General features: G+C 60.7%; 16 protein-coding genes and 2 pseudogenes. 13 read left to right on the top strand and 5 right to left on the bottom strand.

Going from position 1 to position 15139, the window contains the following annotated elements; all coding sequences use genetic code 11:
• Positions 1 to 40 precede the first annotated feature (40 nt).
• From LRS56_20280 to LRS56_20270, 3 genes are all read left to right on the top strand, one after another.
• The gene (locus tag LRS56_20280; protein WDU61168.1) at positions 41 to 946 is read left to right on the top strand and encodes an alpha/beta hydrolase; all 906 of its coding nucleotides are present in this window, start codon (positions 41 to 43) and stop codon (positions 944 to 946) included.
• A complete protein-coding gene (locus LRS56_20275) occupies positions 943 to 1269 on the top strand; it encodes a hypothetical protein (protein WDU61167.1) in 327 nt (108 codons plus the stop codon). Before LRS56_20280 ends, LRS56_20275 begins: the two co-directional genes overlap by 4 nt.
• A gap of 125 nt (positions 1270 to 1394) precedes the next feature.
• The gene (locus LRS56_20270) at positions 1395 to 1664 is read left to right on the top strand and encodes a hypothetical protein (protein ID WDU61166.1); all 270 of its coding nucleotides are present in this window, start codon (positions 1395 to 1397) and stop codon (positions 1662 to 1664) included.
• Positions 1665 to 1710: 46 nt separating this feature from the next.
• Here LRS56_20270 and LRS56_20265 read toward each other — a convergent pair whose 3' ends face one another.
• The 3 genes from LRS56_20265 to LRS56_20255 all read right to left on the bottom strand — a co-directional run bounded on the left by LRS56_20265 (position 1711) and on the right by LRS56_20255 (position 3595).
• Entirely contained in the window at positions 1711 to 2496 is a 786-nt protein-coding gene (locus tag LRS56_20265) for an OmpA family protein (protein ID WDU61165.1), read from the bottom strand.
• Between the two features lie 55 nt (positions 2497 to 2551).
• Positions 2552 to 2962 carry a DUF4398 domain-containing protein gene (locus LRS56_20260; GenBank protein ID WDU61164.1) on the bottom strand — a complete coding sequence of 137 codons (411 nt, stop codon included), beginning with the start codon at positions 2960 to 2962 and terminating at the stop codon, positions 2552 to 2554.
• A gap of 288 nt (positions 2963 to 3250) precedes the next feature.
• Positions 3251 to 3595 carry a pilin assembly protein gene (locus tag LRS56_20255; GenBank protein ID WDU61163.1) on the bottom strand — a complete coding sequence of 115 codons (345 nt, stop codon included), beginning with the start codon at positions 3593 to 3595 and terminating at the stop codon, positions 3251 to 3253.
• Positions 3596 to 3779: 184 nt separating this feature from the next.
• On the opposite strand from LRS56_20255, the pseudogene ppc reads away from it, so the two are divergent.
• The 8 genes and pseudogenes from ppc to LRS56_20215 all read left to right on the top strand — a co-directional run bounded on the left by ppc (position 3780) and on the right by LRS56_20215 (position 11795).
• A pseudogene (gene ppc, locus LRS56_20250) lies at positions 3780 to 6424 on the top strand (phosphoenolpyruvate carboxylase).
• 294 nt (positions 6425 to 6718) lie between these two features.
• Positions 6719 to 7366: an adenylate kinase gene (gene adk, locus LRS56_20245; GenBank protein WDU61162.1), complete on the top strand. Its 648-nt coding sequence runs from the start codon at positions 6719 to 6721 to the stop codon at positions 7364 to 7366.
• Between the two features lie 193 nt (positions 7367 to 7559).
• Positions 7560 to 8078, top strand: coding sequence for a phenolic acid decarboxylase (locus tag LRS56_20240; GenBank protein ID WDU61161.1), 519 nt, complete (start codon positions 7560 to 7562; stop codon positions 8076 to 8078).
• Positions 8079 to 8228: 150 nt separating this feature from the next.
• Positions 8229 to 8915, top strand: a complete 687-nt coding sequence (gene tsaB, locus LRS56_20235) for a tRNA (adenosine(37)-N6)-threonylcarbamoyltransferase complex dimerization subunit type 1 TsaB (protein WDU61160.1) — start codon at positions 8229 to 8231, stop codon at positions 8913 to 8915.
• Positions 8916 to 9075: 160 nt separating this feature from the next.
• Positions 9076 to 9378: a hypothetical protein gene (locus tag LRS56_20230; protein WDU61159.1), complete on the top strand. Its 303-nt coding sequence runs from the start codon at positions 9076 to 9078 to the stop codon at positions 9376 to 9378.
• Positions 9378 to 10238, top strand: coding sequence for a DUF72 domain-containing protein (locus LRS56_20225; protein WDU61158.1), 861 nt, complete (start codon positions 9378 to 9380; stop codon positions 10236 to 10238). The genes LRS56_20230 and LRS56_20225 overlap by 1 nt, the downstream gene beginning before the upstream one ends.
• Positions 10239 to 10265: 27 nt before the next feature.
• On the top strand, positions 10266 to 11093 hold the full coding sequence (locus tag LRS56_20220; GenBank protein WDU61157.1) for an isocitrate lyase/phosphoenolpyruvate mutase family protein: 828 nt from the start codon (positions 10266 to 10268) through the stop codon (positions 11091 to 11093).
• A gap of 3 nt (positions 11094 to 11096) precedes the next feature.
• Positions 11097 to 11795 (top strand): extensin family protein, encoded by a 699-nt coding sequence (locus LRS56_20215; protein ID WDU61156.1) that lies wholly within the window; start codon positions 11097 to 11099, stop codon positions 11793 to 11795.
• A 3-nt stretch (positions 11796 to 11798) separates the two neighbouring features.
• Here the strand turns inward: LRS56_20215 and LRS56_20210 are convergent, their stop codons facing one another.
• Positions 11799 to 12419 carry an energy transducer TonB gene (locus LRS56_20210; protein WDU61155.1) on the bottom strand — a complete coding sequence of 207 codons (621 nt, stop codon included), beginning with the start codon at positions 12417 to 12419 and terminating at the stop codon, positions 11799 to 11801.
• A 96-nt stretch (positions 12420 to 12515) separates the two neighbouring features.
• On the opposite strand from LRS56_20210, the gene LRS56_20205 reads away from it, so the two are divergent.
• Positions 12516 to 13298 (top strand): class I SAM-dependent methyltransferase, encoded by a 783-nt coding sequence (locus LRS56_20205; GenBank protein WDU61154.1) that lies wholly within the window; start codon positions 12516 to 12518, stop codon positions 13296 to 13298.
• On the opposite strand, the gene LRS56_20200 is transcribed toward LRS56_20205, so the two are convergent.
• Positions 13295 to 13939 (bottom strand): TetR/AcrR family transcriptional regulator, encoded by a 645-nt coding sequence (locus tag LRS56_20200; GenBank protein ID WDU61153.1) that lies wholly within the window; start codon positions 13937 to 13939, stop codon positions 13295 to 13297. The genes LRS56_20205 and LRS56_20200 overlap by 4 nt on opposite strands.
• 93 nt (positions 13940 to 14032) lie before the next feature.
• Here LRS56_20200 and LRS56_20195 point away from each other — a divergent pair.
• A pseudogene (locus tag LRS56_20195) lies at positions 14033 to 15134 on the top strand (efflux RND transporter periplasmic adaptor subunit).
• The last annotated feature ends 5 nt before the right edge of the window (positions 15135 to 15139 follow it).

The raw sequence follows: 15139 nt of genomic DNA, 5'->3' as shown, positions 1-15139 counted from the left end.
TGTAAGATCGTTTTCCAAACCATTCACGAGGCTTCAACGGATGAGAATCCTCGGCATTCTTTGCCTGCTACTCACTTTGAACGGCTGCAGCTCCTTGCTGTTCTACCCCGAACCCGGCCTGCCGTTTACGCCTGAAAAAGCTCACCTGGCCTACCGTGACGTCACCCTGACCACCGCCGACGGGGTAAAACTTCACGCCTGGTGGCTGCCGGTAAAAGCAGGCGTGCCGCTCAAAGGCACCGTGCTGCACTTGCACGGCAACGGCGGCAACCTGGCGTGGCACCTGGGCGGCAGTTGGTGGTTGCCGGAGCAAGGTTATCAAGTGCTGCTGCTGGACTATCGCGGTTATGGCCTGTCTGAAGGCAAGCCGTCGTTGCCGGCGGTCTATCAGGATGTGGACGCGGCGTTCAGCTGGATCGACAAGGCCCCCGAAACCCAGGGCCAGCCGTTGATCGTGCTCGGCCAGAGCCTGGGTGGCGCACTGGCGGTGCATTACCTGGCGGCCCACCCGGAGCGCCAATCCCGACTCAAGGCCCTGGTACTCGACGGCGTGCCCGCCAGTTATCGTGACGTAGGACAATTCGCCCTGAGCACCTCCTGGTTAACATGGCCGTTTCAGGTGCCATTGTCCTGGCTGGTGCCGGACGCCGACAGTGCGATCAATGCCATGCCCCGGCTGACGGGCGTGCCGAAGCTGCTGTTCCACAGCCTCGATGACCCGATTGTGCCGGTTGCCAATGGTATCCGCCTGTACCAGGCCGCGCCGCCACCACGGGTGTTGCAGTTGACCCGTGGGGGCCATGTGCAGACCTTTGCCGACAAGACCTGGCAGACCGTGATGCTGCGTTATCTGGACGACCCGCAGCACTTCAACGGCCTGCGCCGCCTGGGCGAAATCCCGAATTACCCGATTCCTAAAGTTGATCCATCAGAGAGCCCGCAATGAGCGAAGAACGCAACATGATCCCGCTGATCCTCACCGGCATCGGCACCATCATCGGTACCGTCGGTTGCCTTTGGTACTACGGCTACCTGCACTTCGCCAAACCGGAAGACGCGCTATTGCTCAGCGACTTCACCCTGCTCAAGACCGTACCCGGCGAGGACTACAAAATTTCCCTGACGCCGGCCGCGCAAGTGGCGCAGTGCGTCGATGGGGTGCTGGTGATGTTCGATACCGAGCAGAAAGGCCTCAGCGGCGTGCTGGTCAACAACAAGAAGCAGGCTGTGCGCTGCCTGGGCCAGGAAACACCGCAGCTGCAGGATTAACCCGTACCGTATCAAGTTGAACCACTCAGGAAATATTTGGAACCGTCTCCCGTAAGACGCCACTGAAAGGGTTGTCAGCGTTGCTGACACCAACTTATGTGTAGCGAATTTAGGAGTGGATGGCCATGGCAATTCCGGGTATGGATATGGCGCTGCAAGCGGGTATGCAGGCGATTAGCAAGATTATGGAACAGATGAACGCCGAAAAGGGCATAGGCGAGAAAGGCGGCGGGCAGGGATCCAAGGGCGCTGGGGGTGGCGGGCAACAAGACGATATGGACCCGCTGAAAAAACTGGAAATGATGCTGAGCGCTATCGATAAGAAGGACGGTCCAGACATGGCATCAGGCATGCCGAAGGACAACAGCAGTAAAATCGACACCAGTACCGTGTAAATAAAAAACCCACCATAAGGTGGGTTTTTTATTACACGTCAATCAATCAGTTAGCCATGGAAGAACGTGGTTTAACCGGCTGGTTGTCGTTGGAAATGGTCACTTCAACGCGACGGTTCATGGCGCGGCCCGACACGCTGCCGTTATCGGCAACCGGGTATTCCTTGCCATAGCCCTGGGTCACGATGCGCGAAATGTCCACGCCTTGCTGGGCCAGTGCACGCTGCACGGAAGCCGCACGGCGCTCCGACAGGCTCTGGTTGTACGAGTCGGAACCGGTGCTGTCGGTGTAGCCTTCGACAATCACTTTACGGTCCGGGTTGTCACGCAGGAACTGCGCCAGCTTGGTTATGTTCACCAGGCCGCTGGATTTCAGGTCGGACTTGTTGGTGGCGAACAGCACGTCACCAAAGGTCACCAGGGTACCGCGATCGGTTTGCTTGGCGTTCAAGCTGTCTTGCAGCTGCTTGATCTGCGCGTCACGGGCCTGCAGCAGTGCACGGGCACGTTCGTCGCCGGCATTTTTCAGCTTGGCTTCGGATTCACGCAGCACGATGGTGTCTTTGGCCACTTCAACGCGCTGGTTAGTCAGGTAGGCCAACTGGTCGACTTTCTTCTCGTCTTCCTTATCGCGGTAGGCTTTGTCGGCCTTGTCCAGCCAGTCGCTGGCATCCTTGGTTTCCAGTGCCGCGAGCTTGGTAGCTTGCGGGTTGGTTTGCAGGGACGAGTAGTTGGTCCGCGCATTTTCCAGGTTCGCGTTCGGCGGGGTGGAGCAGGCCGCCAAGGCAACGCTCATCGCCAGCAGGGCAGGGATCATCAATTGTTTACGCATAGTCGTGTCGTCCTTTCAATTCGATATCAAGTGCGATTCAGTCAAGGGGCGCGGTTTATTTCTGCTGGATAGCAGCCGGGCGCATGCCTTCCTGACGCAGCTCGTCAACAGCCTTCTGGGAATCTTTCACAGCCTGTTCGGCTTTGGCAGCCTGGGATTTACGCTCAGCAACACGAGCGTCCCACTCGGCTTGTTCGGCCAGGCGACGGGCTTCGTCGTAGTTCTTGTCGTGCATGGCAATCTCGGCTTGCTTGAGCTTGTCCTGAGCCGACTTCATTTCTACTGCTGCGTACTCGGTACCGCCGGCGCTGACCGCGCTGTTTACTGCCGATTGGGTCACGGCGTATTGCTCGGTCGGAGGGTTGCCGGCGCAGCCAGCCAAAACGAAGCTGGTGCCGATTGCCAGCGCGGCCAATTTCAGCCCGCGCAGGTGGTTAAACGAGGATTTGGCAGTGCTGGTCTTCATCGTCTTCAACTCCATTGGGTAACTCCTGGAAAACATCAAAATCCATGTCACTGGTCAGCGGTGAGGGCCCCTGCGGCAAAGCGCCAAGTACCCGTTCAAACGGCCGTTCCAAGTGATGGCTTACTGGCTGTGACCGGAGGCTTTTTTCAAAAGTTCAGAAGAGATGGCGATTTGCCTAAAAAAATAACTGACTGAATGGTCAGCGTTAAAAACTTGGAACTTTTGCTGTGCGCAGCGGTAATCCGGGCCTGTGCAAGGCCCGGATTACAAGGGTTTGGTGGGGAGGTGTCAGTGTTTTTGTTCGTCGGCACTGCGCGACATATCATGCAGATAGCGTCGCGACAACGTTAGAAAACGTGGGGTAGGGCCGACGTCTTCGTACAGCGGGTCGCCTTCTTCATCGGTAGCAACCACCTGTTGCCCCTTGATGTAGGGAAAGCTGGCTTCCAGCTCTTCAAGGGCGGCACCGATCAGTTCGCCGAGCAGTTCTTCCGTGCTGCGCTTGGGGTACATCTCGGCGATGGCCGCAAGCCTTGCGGCAGCTTCCACGTCCAGGTGGATGGCGTACTCGGTTTTGGTCAGGCGACCCTTGGCGTTCTCTTCCCAATGCTGGGCCAGTTCTCTGATTTTCATGGCAACCTCAATAAAGCCCGGGATGGCAGGCGGTGATGAGTGACCAGCCGCCTGCGTGGATAAACGCGGCGACTCAATGTTGAGACTAGCTGCAACTCGCAAGGTTTAAAGTCTTGTCAGAAACTCATGCTGACGGCACTCTGCAAAGCCTGCGCGTCCCGGATTTCTGGCTGGAGATTGGCTGATGAGTGATATCGATGCACGCTTGCGTGAGGATGTTCACCTGCTGGGTGAGCTGTTGGGCAACACCATTCGAGAGCAGTACGGCGATGCTTTTCTCGACAAGATCGAGCAGATCCGCAAAGGCGCCAAGGCTGACCGCCGCGGAGCCATCCCCGAGAAAGCCGCCGGCGACGAACTGAGCGCCAGCCTCAATCAGTTGCAGGAAGACGAACTGCTGCCGGTGGCCCGGGCCTTCAACCAGTTTCTGAACCTGGCCAACATCGCCGAGCAATATCAGTTGATTCACCGGCGCGATGAATCGCAACCGGCGCCGTTCGAGGCCCGTGTGTTGCCGCAGTTGCTTGCCCGCCTGCAAAGCGAGGGCCACAGCAACGAATCCCTGGCCCGCCAGTTGGGGCGCCTGGAGATCGAGCTGGTCCTCACCGCCCACCCCACCGAAGTGGCGCGCCGCACCCTGATCCAGAAATACGATGCGATTGCCGCGCAACTGGCGCTGCAGGACCACCGCGACCTGACCACGGCCGAGCGCGAGCAGATCCGCCAGCGCCTGCAACGGCTGATCGCCGAAGCCTGGCACACCGAAGAAATCCGCCGCACCCGGCCCACCCCGGTGGATGAGGCCAAATGGGGCTTTGCGGTGATCGAGCATTCCCTGTGGCATGCAATCCCCAATTACTTGCGCAAGGCCGACCAGGCGTTGCACGCCGCCACCGGCCTGCACCTGCCGCTGGAAGCCGCGCCCATTCGCTTTGCGTCGTGGATGGGCGGCGACCGCGATGGCAACCCGAATGTCACCGCACCGGTCACCCGCGAGGTGCTGTTGCTGGCGCGCTGGATGGCCGCCGATTTGTACTTGCGCGATATCGATCACCTGGCCTCCGAGCTGTCGATGCAGCACGCCAGTGCGGCGTTGCAGGCCAAGGTCGGCGACAGTGTTGAACCCTATCGTGCGCTGCTCAAGCAGTTGCGCGAACGCCTGCGTGCCACTCGCCAATGGGCCCACACCTCGTTGACCAGCGCCACCCCGGCGCCTGCCGAGGTGTTGCAGAACAACCGCGACCTGCTGGACCCACTGGAGCTGTGTTACACGTCGCTGCACGAGTGCGGCATGGGCGTGATTGCCGATGGCCCGCTGCTGGATTGCCTGCGTCGTGCCGTGACTTTCGGCCTGTTCCTGGTGCGCCTGGATGTGCGTCAGGATTCCAGCCGGCATTCGGCGGCCATGACCGAAATCACCGATTACCTGGGGCTCGGTCGTTATGAGGACTGGGACGAAGACGCACGTATCAGCTTCCTGACCCAGGAACTGGCGAATCGTCGCCCCTTGCTGCCAGGCTATTTCAAACCCTCGGCCGACACCGCCGAGGTCTTGAATACCTGCAAGGAAATCGCCGCCGCGCCAGCCGCGTCGCTGGGTTCGTATGTGATCTCCATGGCGGGCGCCGCGTCGGACGTGCTGGCCGTGCAACTGCTGCTTAAAGAGTCGGGCGTGCAACGGCCGATGCGCGTGGTGCCGCTGTTTGAAACCCTGGCCGACCTGGATAACGCCGGGCCGGTGATGGAGCGCCTGTTGCAACTGCCGGGCTACCGGGTGCGGTTGCAGGGCCCGCAGGAAGTGATGATCGGCTATTCGGATTCGGCCAAGGACGCGGGCACCACCGCTGCGGCCTGGGCGCAGTACCGGGCCCAGGAACGCCTGGTGGATATTTGCCGCGAGCAACAGGTGGAACTGCTGTTGTTCCATGGTCGCGGCGGCACCGTCGGACGTGGCGGCGGCCCGGCCCACGCGGCGATCCTGTCGCAGCCGCCGGGCTCGGTGGCGGGGCGTTTCCGGACCACCGAACAGGGCGAGATGATTCGCTTCAAATTTGGCCTGCCGGATATCGCCGAGCAGAACCTCAACCTCTACCTGGCGGCAGTATTGGAGGCGACCTTGTTGCCACCGCCGCCGCCGGAGCCGGCCTGGCGCCATTTGATGGACGAATTGGCGGCGGATGGTGTCAGCGCTTACCGCGCCGTGGTGCGGGAAAATCCGCAATTCGTCGAATATTTCCGCCAGTCCACGCCGGAGCAGGAATTGGGCCGCTTGCCCTGGGCAGCCGCCCGGCCAAGCGTCGTGCGGGCGGTATCGAGAGTTTGCGGGCGATCCCGTGGATCTTCGGCTGGACCCAGACGCGTCTGATGCTGCCGGCCTGGCTCGGCTGGGAAGCGGCGTTGAGCAAGGCCCTGGAGCGCGGCGAAGGCGAGCTGCTGGGGCAGATGCGCGAGCAGTGGCCGTTCTTCCGAACCCGCATCGACATGCTGGAAATGGTGCTGGCCAAGGCTGATGCCGATATCGCTCGCCTCTATGACGAGCGCCTCGTGCAGCCCGACCTGCTGCCATTGGGTGCGCACTTACGCGACCTATTGTCGCAGGCATGCAGTGTGGTGCTTGGCCTGACCGGTCAGTCGCAACTGCTGGCCCATAGCCCCGACACCCTGGAGTTTATCCGCCTGCGCAACACCTACCTCGACCCCTTGCACCTGCTGCAGGCGGAGTTGCTGGCGCGGTCGCGCCAGCAGGAAGCGGCGCAGGACAGCCCTCTGGAACAGGCGCTGCTGGTGTCCGTGGCCGGTATTGCGGCCGGTTTGCGCAACACCGGATAAGATTTTTTGCATGTTCTCAAAGGCTTGCACCAAACCACGACGGCCGCCCTGAAAAGGGCGGTTGGCGTTTGCGGGGTCGGGTTGCACCCAGGCACACCCTACCTATGACGCATGCACGGCGCGGGTTCCTGCGACTTTCGGCGGCTTGTGTGCTTAAGGCCCGCTGTGTATCTTGATCAGCCTTTGGCCGTTTGGGCGGCCTCGGCTCACATTTTTAAGAGCCATATTTTTACGAGATTGGCCCCACGCGGCGAATCCGAGCGTCATCTCTATAAAAAATTGAGGAGCACATCGATGCGCGTCATTCTGCTGGGAGCTCCCGGGGCCGGTAAAGGTACTCAGGCAAAGTTCATCACTGAAAAATTCGGCATTCCACAAATCTCCACCGGTGACATGCTGCGCGCTGCGGTAAAAGCAGGCACCGAGTTGGGCGTTAAAGCCAAAAGCATCATGGATGCCGGTGGCCTGGTGTCCGATGACCTGATCATCGCGCTGGTCCAGGACCGTATCGCGCAGCCAGACTGCGCCAATGGTTTCCTGTTCGACGGTTTCCCACGCACTATTCCCCAGGCGGAAGCCCTGGTGACGGCCGGTGTCGAGCTGGACGCCGTGGTTGAAATCGCCGTTGAAGACGAAGAAATCGTTCAGCGTATCGCCGGTCGTCGCGTTCACGAAGGCTCGGGCCGCGTGTACCACATCGTCTACAACCCGCCGAAAGTGGCCGGCAAGGACGATGTAACCGGCGAAGACCTGGTGCAGCGCAAGGACGACACCGAAGAAACCGTGCGTCATCGCCTGTCGGTCTACCATTCCCAGACCAAGCCGCTGGTGGACTTCTACCAGAAGCTGTCCGCTGCCCAGGGCAAGCCGAAGTACAGCCATATCCCTGGCGTCGGCTCCGTGGAAGCGATCACCGCCAAAGTACTGCAAGCACTGAGCTGATCTCACCCTCAGCTTCACAACAACGGCCCGCTTGCGGGCCGTTGTTGTTTATGCGTAGTTATAGTGTGTAGAACTACTGTGTAAGATTAATGCTATAGGAAACATCTTCTGACGAAGATGCGGTGGTGTGTTTATTGTAATAAACTTTGCAGAGTTATTAGTATTTCGGCTCAATCTAAGTAGGAAGGATGCCGTGACTAATAATATAGATTCCACCAGGCCGGAACAATTGACTCACTTTGTGGGTAAACAGGTTTTTTATACTTACGATGTAGGTTGGTCGTATGAGATGTATATCAAGAATGACCATACGATAGACTATCGTATCTTCAGCGGAATGGTAGGTGGCCGCTGGGTGCGGGACCAGCAGGTGGATATGGCGCGGATCAGCGATGATGTCTGCAAAATATCCTGGGAAGAACCTACTGGCACCACGGTCAGTGTTTCGATCAACTTTGCTGAGCGCCAGGCGCATGTTGTTATTTTCTTTCCACAATGGATCGCATTGGACCCTAAGAAAACTGCGCTCTTCCAGAATGAACACCTGGAGGCCATGCGTGCGTACCGTGATGCGGGCCCTACGTATCCAAAGTTAGTGGTTAACCAATTCGCCACGGTCACGTTCGTGGAAGATGTCGGCATTAATAACGAGAGTCTTGTGGCCTGCGCGCCCTCCGAATTGCCCGAGGCTTATTATTCGCGACGCAATTGATCAACAGTCTATTCGGCTCGACCGATGGGGTTGTTGCCTGACCCTTGAGGTCGATCGCTTGAAACGGTCGTCAGTCGCAGGACAGCCTATGGAGGCTGTCTGTTTTGCCATTATACTGGCGCACTTTTTTCGATCTGGATGCATACACCCATGAGCACCTTGCTGGCCCTGGACACCGCGACTGAAGCTTGTTCCGTTGCCTTGCTGCACGATGGCAAAGTTACCAGCCACTACGAGGTGATCCCGCGCCTGCACGCGCAGAAGCTGTTGCCGATGATCAAGCAGCTTCTGGAAGACGCCGGCACCACGCTGGCGGCCGTGGACGCCATTGCGTTCGGCCGGGGCCCGGGGGCGTTTACCGGGGTGCGTATCGCCATTGGTGTGGTGCAGGGCCTGGCCTTTGCGCTGGAGCGCCCGGTATTGCCGGTCTCCAACCTCGCGGTGCTGGCACAGCGCGCATTGCGTGAGCACGGCGCAGAGCAAGTCGCAGCGGCCATCGATGCGCGCATGGATGAAGTTTATTGGGGCTGCTACCGCGCCACCGCCGGCGAAATGCGCCTGGTGGGTGCGGAAGCCGTGCAGCCACCCGAATCATCGGCATTGCCTGTTGATGCCAGCGGTGAATGGTTCGGTGCCGGCACAGGCTGGGGGTATGGCGAACGCATTGCTGTGCCGCTGGTGGGCCAGGACGCTGCAATGCTGCCTCACGCCGAGGACCTGCTGACCTTGGCGCGCTTCGCATTCGAGCGAGGTGAGGCGATTCCTGCGGATCAGGCGGCACCCGTGTATTTACGCGACAAGGTTGCTCAAACCAAGGCGGAGCGCGGAATAATTTGACGCCAAAAATGATGGCAATTTGGGCTGAAAGTCGCCAATCGTCAGAATTTGCCGCCGTTTTTAAACCTTTTTCAAATTATGTGTTCTAGTTATCACCAGAGCATTTGCGCGCTACGGATTGCGCCACTAAAATGCCATCACCGATACCGAGTTCGCATCGATGCGTATAGACGGCTTTTCCTCACAGTCCTACCCCCTCAAGCGTAAGCCGCGTAAGGCAAACGTCACGGTAGATGATTCCGTCGAGGATTCGCCGGACTTCATCGAAGTCCAGTCTGAGGCAGCGTCCCATTCACAAGGCTCCTCCGGTGCCCGTATCAGTGGGGTTCCGGCCCGCCAGCAAGATATGGTCTTCCCGCGCTCCATGAGCAAAAGCGTCGCTACCGCCCTGGCCAGTTACCTGACCACCGCCGGTTTTGTCGAATGGGATATGGAAGTGCTGGGCCTCGATATCCACATCTGATGCGTTTGCCTTACTACATCGGTTGCCCGTCCTGGAGCGAAAACGCCTGGCGCGAGTACCTGTACCCCGTCGATGCCCGTTCCAGCGACTACCTCGCCCTGTATTCCCAAGTCTTCAACGCTGTTGAAGGCAACACCACCTTCTATGCTCGACCGTCGGCCGCCACCGTGCAGCGCTGGGCCGAGATCATGCCCGAAGATTTCCGCTTCACCGCCAAATTCCCCGGCGATATCAGCCATGGTGGCGACTTGCGTGAGCAGTTGCCGGCAGCAGAAAGCTTTGTCGGCCTGATGAGCCCGCTGGGTGAACGCGTTTCGCCGCTGTGGTTGCAACTTTCGGCAAGCTTTTCGCCGCAACGCCTGGGCGAACTGGCCGGTTTTATTGATGGATTGGAACGGCCCTTGGCGGTCGAAGTACGCCACCCGGAATTTTTCGCCAAGGGTGATGCCGAGCGCATGCTCAATCGCCTGCTGCGCGACCGTGGCGTCGAACGTATCTGCCTCGACCCCCGCGCCTTGTTCAGTTGCACGTCCACCTCGGCGGCCGTGTTGCATGCCCAATCGAAAAAGCCCAAGGTGCCTCCGCGCCCGGCGGCGCTGACCCAGTTTCCCCAGGTGCGTTTTATCGGCCACCCGGAGCTGGTGGCCAACGACCCGTTCCTTGTCCCTTGGGTGGAAAAAATCGCCGGCTGGATCGAAGAAGGCCGCACCCCCTATATCTTCCTGCACACCTCGGATAACCGCCTCGCCGCACAGCTGGCCCTGCGTTTCCACGAGCAACTGATGGCGCGTTTACCCGGTTTGCCGGCACTGCCGACCCTGCATCGGGAGCCCGCGGTGGAGCAACTGGGGTTACTCTAGGGCTCCTTTTCCCGCCAGGAGTCAGTCATGGATGCCCAAACCGTTCGCGCCGAAACGTTCAAGGCGCTGCATGAGCGTGACCGCGCGTTCGTGATGCCCAACCCGTGGGATGCTGGCTCGGCGATCATGCTCGCCAGCCTTGGCTTTGAAGCCCTGGCCACGACCAGCGCGGGTTATGCGTTCAGCCTGGGGCGCCCGGATGCCGAAGGTGCGCTGTCCCTGGAAGATACCCTGGTCAATGCCGCTATGATCGCGAAGGCGACCGCCTTGCCGGTGGCGGCTGATCTGGAAAACGGCTTCAGCGACACCCCCGAAGGCTGCGCCCAGACCATCCTGCGCGCCGCCACCAGCGGGATTGTCGGTGGTTCCATCGAAGATGCCACTGGCATCGCCGTCGACCCGATCTACCCCTTTGACCTGTCTGTGGAGCGCGTGGAAGCCGCCGTGGCTGCTGCTCGCAGCCTGCCGTTCCACTTCATGCTTACGGCCCGTGCGGAAAACCTCCTGCATGGTCGCCTGGATTTGCCCGACACCATCCGCCGCCTGCAAGCCTACGCCGAAGCCGGCGCCGACGTGCTCTATGCGCCCGGCCTGCGCACCGCCGAGGAAGTGCTGGCGGTGGTCAAGGCCGTGGCACCCAAGCCGGTGAATGTGTTGATGTCCGGCGGCCTGAAACTCAGCGTGGCGCAATTGAGCGAAATGGGGGTAAAGCGCATCAGCGTGGGCTCGGGCATGGCGCTGGCGGCGTATGGCGAGTTCTACCGGGCGGCGCAGGAGGTGTATGAATCGGGCACTTTTACCTTCACCGAGCGTTCAATGCCGTACCGCCAGGCCACTGAATTTTTCAAGGACTAAGCCGTGCGCATGTTCAAAGTGCTGGCTGCGCTGCTGTTACTCGCAGGTGCAGGCGCGCTGGGGGTATGGCGTGGCTGGGTGCCGGTGCCGACGCAATGGAACCCGTGGGCGCCGCTGGACGTGCGCGACAGCCCGAACCTGCTGACCCGCTTCAAACTGGGACGTTTGCAGGACGACCCAACGCTGTGTGATCAGGTGCTGAAAACGTCCGGCCTGCGTGTCAGCCATCAGGCGGATACACCGGCCGATGCCGCGTGCCCATTGAGCAACGTGTTGCGCGTGCAGGGCGCCGCAGTGGGGCTAAGCAGCAGCTTTCTCGCCAGTTGCCGGCTGGCGGTGGCGTTTGCCCTGTTCGAGCGCCACAGCTTGCAGCCCGCAGCCCAGGCGGTGTTTGGCCAGGCGGTGACGCGGGTCGATCACCTGGGCAGCTTTGCCTGTCGCAACATCTATAACCGTGCCGAAGGGCGACTCAGCCAGCACGCTTCGGCGAATGCCCTGGATATCGCCGGTTTTCGCCTGGCGGACGGGCGCAGCATCAGTGTGCTCAAGGATTGGCCGGGGGAGGGAGAGAGTGCGCGGTTCCTGCGTCAGGTGCGCGAGGGTGCTTGTAATGATTTCAACGTGGTGTTGAGCCCGGACTACAACGCCGCGCATCGTAACCACTTTCATCTCGACATGGGGCGATGGTCGGTGTGTCGCTGAGGCTTATGCGGCCAGGCGCAGGTTGTTGGCGATCAGTGGGCGCGCCCAGTAGTAGTCGTAGTCCAGGGCTTTCTGTTGCGCCACCAGCTCTGCTTCGGGATACGGCGTGGCGGCGGGTGGCAGCAGGTCCAGTTCGAATTCGGCAATCGGCAAGTGCAGCGGGCGTGGCTGCGGCGCCGGGCCTGGCTCTGGCACCGGCTGGCCGGCGGTCAGCACGATTGGGCGAACCCAGCCACTTTCAAAATTCTGCTGGCGTTGCTGGGCGACGATTTCTTCTTCCGGGAAAGGGGCGGCGGCCGGTGGCAGCAACTCGGTTTCAAACTCGGCGATCGGCAGGAACAGCGGCTCAGGCGGGGCGATTTCGGTGTCTTTGACGTCGCACTCGCGTTGGGTGAGGATCTGCGACAGCAGGTCCGCACCTTCGCTCGGCTCAACCGTTGGGTCCGCCGGTGCAGGCGTCTTGGCGGCGAGCGCCTGCGGCGTTTCGCCGAGCTGCTCGGCCAGCGCCCGGGCGAAGAAGTCCTGCCACACATGGCTCACCCCGGCCAGCGCTTGAGTATTGCGCAGGCCGTAGTGGTTATGGGTCGGCAGTACACCGATGGTTAGGGGAAGAATGTCTGACATTTTTCTCGGTCGACGCTCAGCTCTGGCAAAATACCTGACTGTTGTTTTTATCGGCCGCCTTTTGCCGATCCTTAATATTTTTGAGCGTAGTGATTGATGAGCGAACAACCAGCGGTCAGCCGCATTCAGGTCGAGGCCTTGACCGAAGGTTTCAAGGATCGCGCCGAGCAGTGGGCTGAACAGCTTGGCTTGCCGTTAACACTGGCCGAGGCGGATTTTTCCCTGCAGGTCGGCGAGCACGGCCTGCAACTGCAACAGCTTGGGCCTGACGCGCCGGGGCCGGTGCGGGTCGACTTTGTGGAGGGCGGTGCCGCGCATCGGCGTTTATACGGCGGTGGCAGCGGGCAGATGATCGCCAAGGCCGTGGGCATCGCCCAAGGCGTGCGCCCACGGGTACTGGACGCCACGGCCGGGCTGGGCAAGGACGCGTTTGTGCTCGCGAGCCTGGGCTGCGACATGAGCCTGATCGAGCGCCAGCCGCTGATCGGCGCCTTGCTCGAAGACGGCCTGGCGCGTGCTGCGCAGGATTTCGACGTGGCGCCGATTGTGGCGCGCATGAAGCTGCTCAAGGGCAATTCCATCGACGTGATGCTCAACTGGCAAGGCGAGCCGCCCCAAGTGATCTACCTCGACCCGATGTTCCCCCACCGTGAGAAAACCGCCCTGGTGAAGAAAGAAATGCGCCTGTTCCGGCCCTTGGTCGGCGATGACCTGGACGCACCGGCGTTGCTGGCGGCGGCCCTGGCGTTGGCCAGCCACCGCGTGGTGGTCAAGCGGCCGCGCAAGGCGCCCTGCATCGAAGGGCCCAAGCCAAGCCATGCGCTGGATGGTAAATCCAGCCGCTATGACATCTATCCTAAAAAAGCGCTCAAGACTTAAGCTGCTTCTCTGCGATACGCCCGCATAAACAACCCCACCACCTCCTGCACATGGGCTTCGGCGGCTTCCTCGCTCAACTGGCCGCCGCAGCCATACAGCAGGCAAAAATTCGCCGTGCCCTTGAGCAGGCAGAAGAAGTGCTCAGCCGCCGTAAAGGGCTTGTCGATGTTCAGGGCGCCGCTCTGGCTGATCTTGCCGAGCAGGCGCTCCATGCCTTGCAGCATGCGCATCGGGCCCGCTTCGAAGAAGATCTGTGAGAGTTTCACGTCCTGATTGCCGGTGGTCATCATCAGGCGGTGCAGGTTCACCGATTCCTCGCTGTTGATCAGCCGATGGAACCCACGGGCGATATTCAACAACACCGTCTTCACCGGCATGCCTTCGGGCAGCTCGAAGTACATCACCGGCAATTGCTCCTCGCACTTGGCCACCACGGCGGCGGTAAATAACGTCTCTTTGTCGGTGAAGTGGCTGTAGACGGTCAGCTTCGACACGCCGGCCTCCAGGGCCACCGCATCCATGCTGGTGCTTGCGTAGCCATTGCTCAAAAACAGGAATTTCGCCGCTTCGAGGATTGCCTGGCGTTTTGCCATGTCCTTGGGACGCCCGGGGCTATTGGTGTTTACAGGATTGTCGGACATTTTCACCTTTAATACTGGACTGGCGAGTTTGGTATTAATAACATACCGGCCAGTATAATTATTCCTAGCACCATTTGCGAAAGGTCCTTCAGCATGCGCAGCACTTTCCTGCCCCTTGCGTTGCCTGTCAGCCTGGTCTTCCTATTGGCCGCCTGCGGCCAGTGAAGAAGCGGCTCAAACCACCATCCGCCCGGCGATGGTGGTGCAACCGCAGCCCTCGGCGCAGTCGATGGACAGCTACCCTGGCGAAGTGCGTGCCCGTTATGAGCCGGACCTGGCCTTTCGCATCGGCGGCAAAGTCAGCAAGCGGCTGGTAGAGGAGGGCGAGCGGGTCAAGGCCAACCAGCCCCTGGCGGAACTCGACCCCCAGGACGTGCGCCTGCAGCTGGAGGCCACCCGCGCCCAGGTGGCGGCCGCCGAGGCCAACCTGAGCCTGGTGCGCGCCGAGCGTGATCGCTACAAGACCTTGATGGACCGTCAGATGGTCAGCCGCTCCCAGTACGACAATTCCGAAAACCTCTACCGCGCAGGCGAAGCGCGCCTCAAACAGATCAAGGCCGAATTCGATGTGTCCAGCAACCAGGCCGGGTACGCCATTTTGCGTGCGCCACAGGACGGTGTGGTCGCCAAGCGTGCAGTGGAGGTCGGCCAGGTGGTCTCCGCCGGTCAAACCGTGTTCACCCTGGCCACCGATGGCGAGCGCGAAGTGTTGATCAGCCTGCCGGAACAAGGCTTCGGGCGTTTCAAGATCGGCCAGCCGGTTGCCGTCGAGCTGTGGAGCCAGCCGGACCAGCGCTTTGCCGGGCGCATTCGTGAGCTGTCGCCCGCAGCCGACCCGAAATCGCGCACCTTCGCTGCACGTGTCGCCTTTACCGGCGGCAAAGTCCCGGCGGAACTGGGCCAAAGCGCCCGCGTATTCATACAGGCCGATGGCGTTATCCCGCTGTCGGTGCCGCTGTCGGCCCTCAGCGCGGAGAACGGTGCGTCCTACGTCTGGCGCGTAGAGCCGGACAACACCCTCAAGCGCACCCCGGTGCGCATCGGCGCCTTCGGTGAAAAGACCGTTCCGGTGCTGGAAGGCTTGCGCCCGACTGATTGGGTGATTGCCGCCGGCGTGCATGTGCTCCACGAGGGTCAGCAAGTGCGCCCGGTGGATCGCTCCAACCGTGTGGTGAATCTGGCGGCCAAGGAGTAGTCCCC

The sequence above is a fragment of the Pseudomonas poae genome (assembly GCA_028869255.1).
Classification (GTDB): domain Bacteria; phylum Pseudomonadota; class Gammaproteobacteria; order Pseudomonadales; family Pseudomonadaceae; genus Aquipseudomonas; species Aquipseudomonas poae_C.
Note: the sequence above shows the minus strand (reverse complement) of the source record. Positions and strands in the feature narration are given on the sequence as shown.

Coding starts and splice junctions, on each gene's coding strand:
- LRS56_20280 (WDU61168.1), top strand. CDS start 41: ATGAGAATCCTCGGCATTCTTTGCCTGCTACTCACTTTGAACGGCTGC.
- LRS56_20275 (WDU61167.1), top strand. CDS start 943: ATGAGCGAAGAACGCAACATGATCCCGCTGATCCTCACCGGCATCGGC.
- LRS56_20270 (WDU61166.1), top strand. CDS start 1,395: ATGGCAATTCCGGGTATGGATATGGCGCTGCAAGCGGGTATGCAGGCG.
- LRS56_20265 (WDU61165.1), bottom strand. CDS start 2,496: ATGCGTAAACAATTGATGATCCCTGCCCTGCTGGCGATGAGCGTTGCC.
- LRS56_20260 (WDU61164.1), bottom strand. CDS start 2,962: ATGAAGACCAGCACTGCCAAATCCTCGTTTAACCACCTGCGCGGGCTG.
- LRS56_20255 (WDU61163.1), bottom strand. CDS start 3,595: ATGAAAATCAGAGAACTGGCCCAGCATTGGGAAGAGAACGCCAAGGGT.
- adk (WDU61162.1), top strand. CDS start 6,719: ATGCGCGTCATTCTGCTGGGAGCTCCCGGGGCCGGTAAAGGTACTCAG.
- tsaB (WDU61160.1), top strand. CDS start 8,229: ATGAGCACCTTGCTGGCCCTGGACACCGCGACTGAAGCTTGTTCCGTT.
- LRS56_20230 (WDU61159.1), top strand. CDS start 9,076: ATGCGTATAGACGGCTTTTCCTCACAGTCCTACCCCCTCAAGCGTAAG.
- LRS56_20225 (WDU61158.1), top strand. CDS start 9,378: ATGCGTTTGCCTTACTACATCGGTTGCCCGTCCTGGAGCGAAAACGCC.
- LRS56_20220 (WDU61157.1), top strand. CDS start 10,266: ATGGATGCCCAAACCGTTCGCGCCGAAACGTTCAAGGCGCTGCATGAG.
- LRS56_20210 (WDU61155.1), bottom strand. CDS start 12,419: ATGTCAGACATTCTTCCCCTAACCATCGGTGTACTGCCGACCCATAAC.
- LRS56_20205 (WDU61154.1), top strand. CDS start 12,516: ATGAGCGAACAACCAGCGGTCAGCCGCATTCAGGTCGAGGCCTTGACC.
- LRS56_20200 (WDU61153.1), bottom strand. CDS start 13,939: ATGTCCGACAATCCTGTAAACACCAATAGCCCCGGGCGTCCCAAGGAC.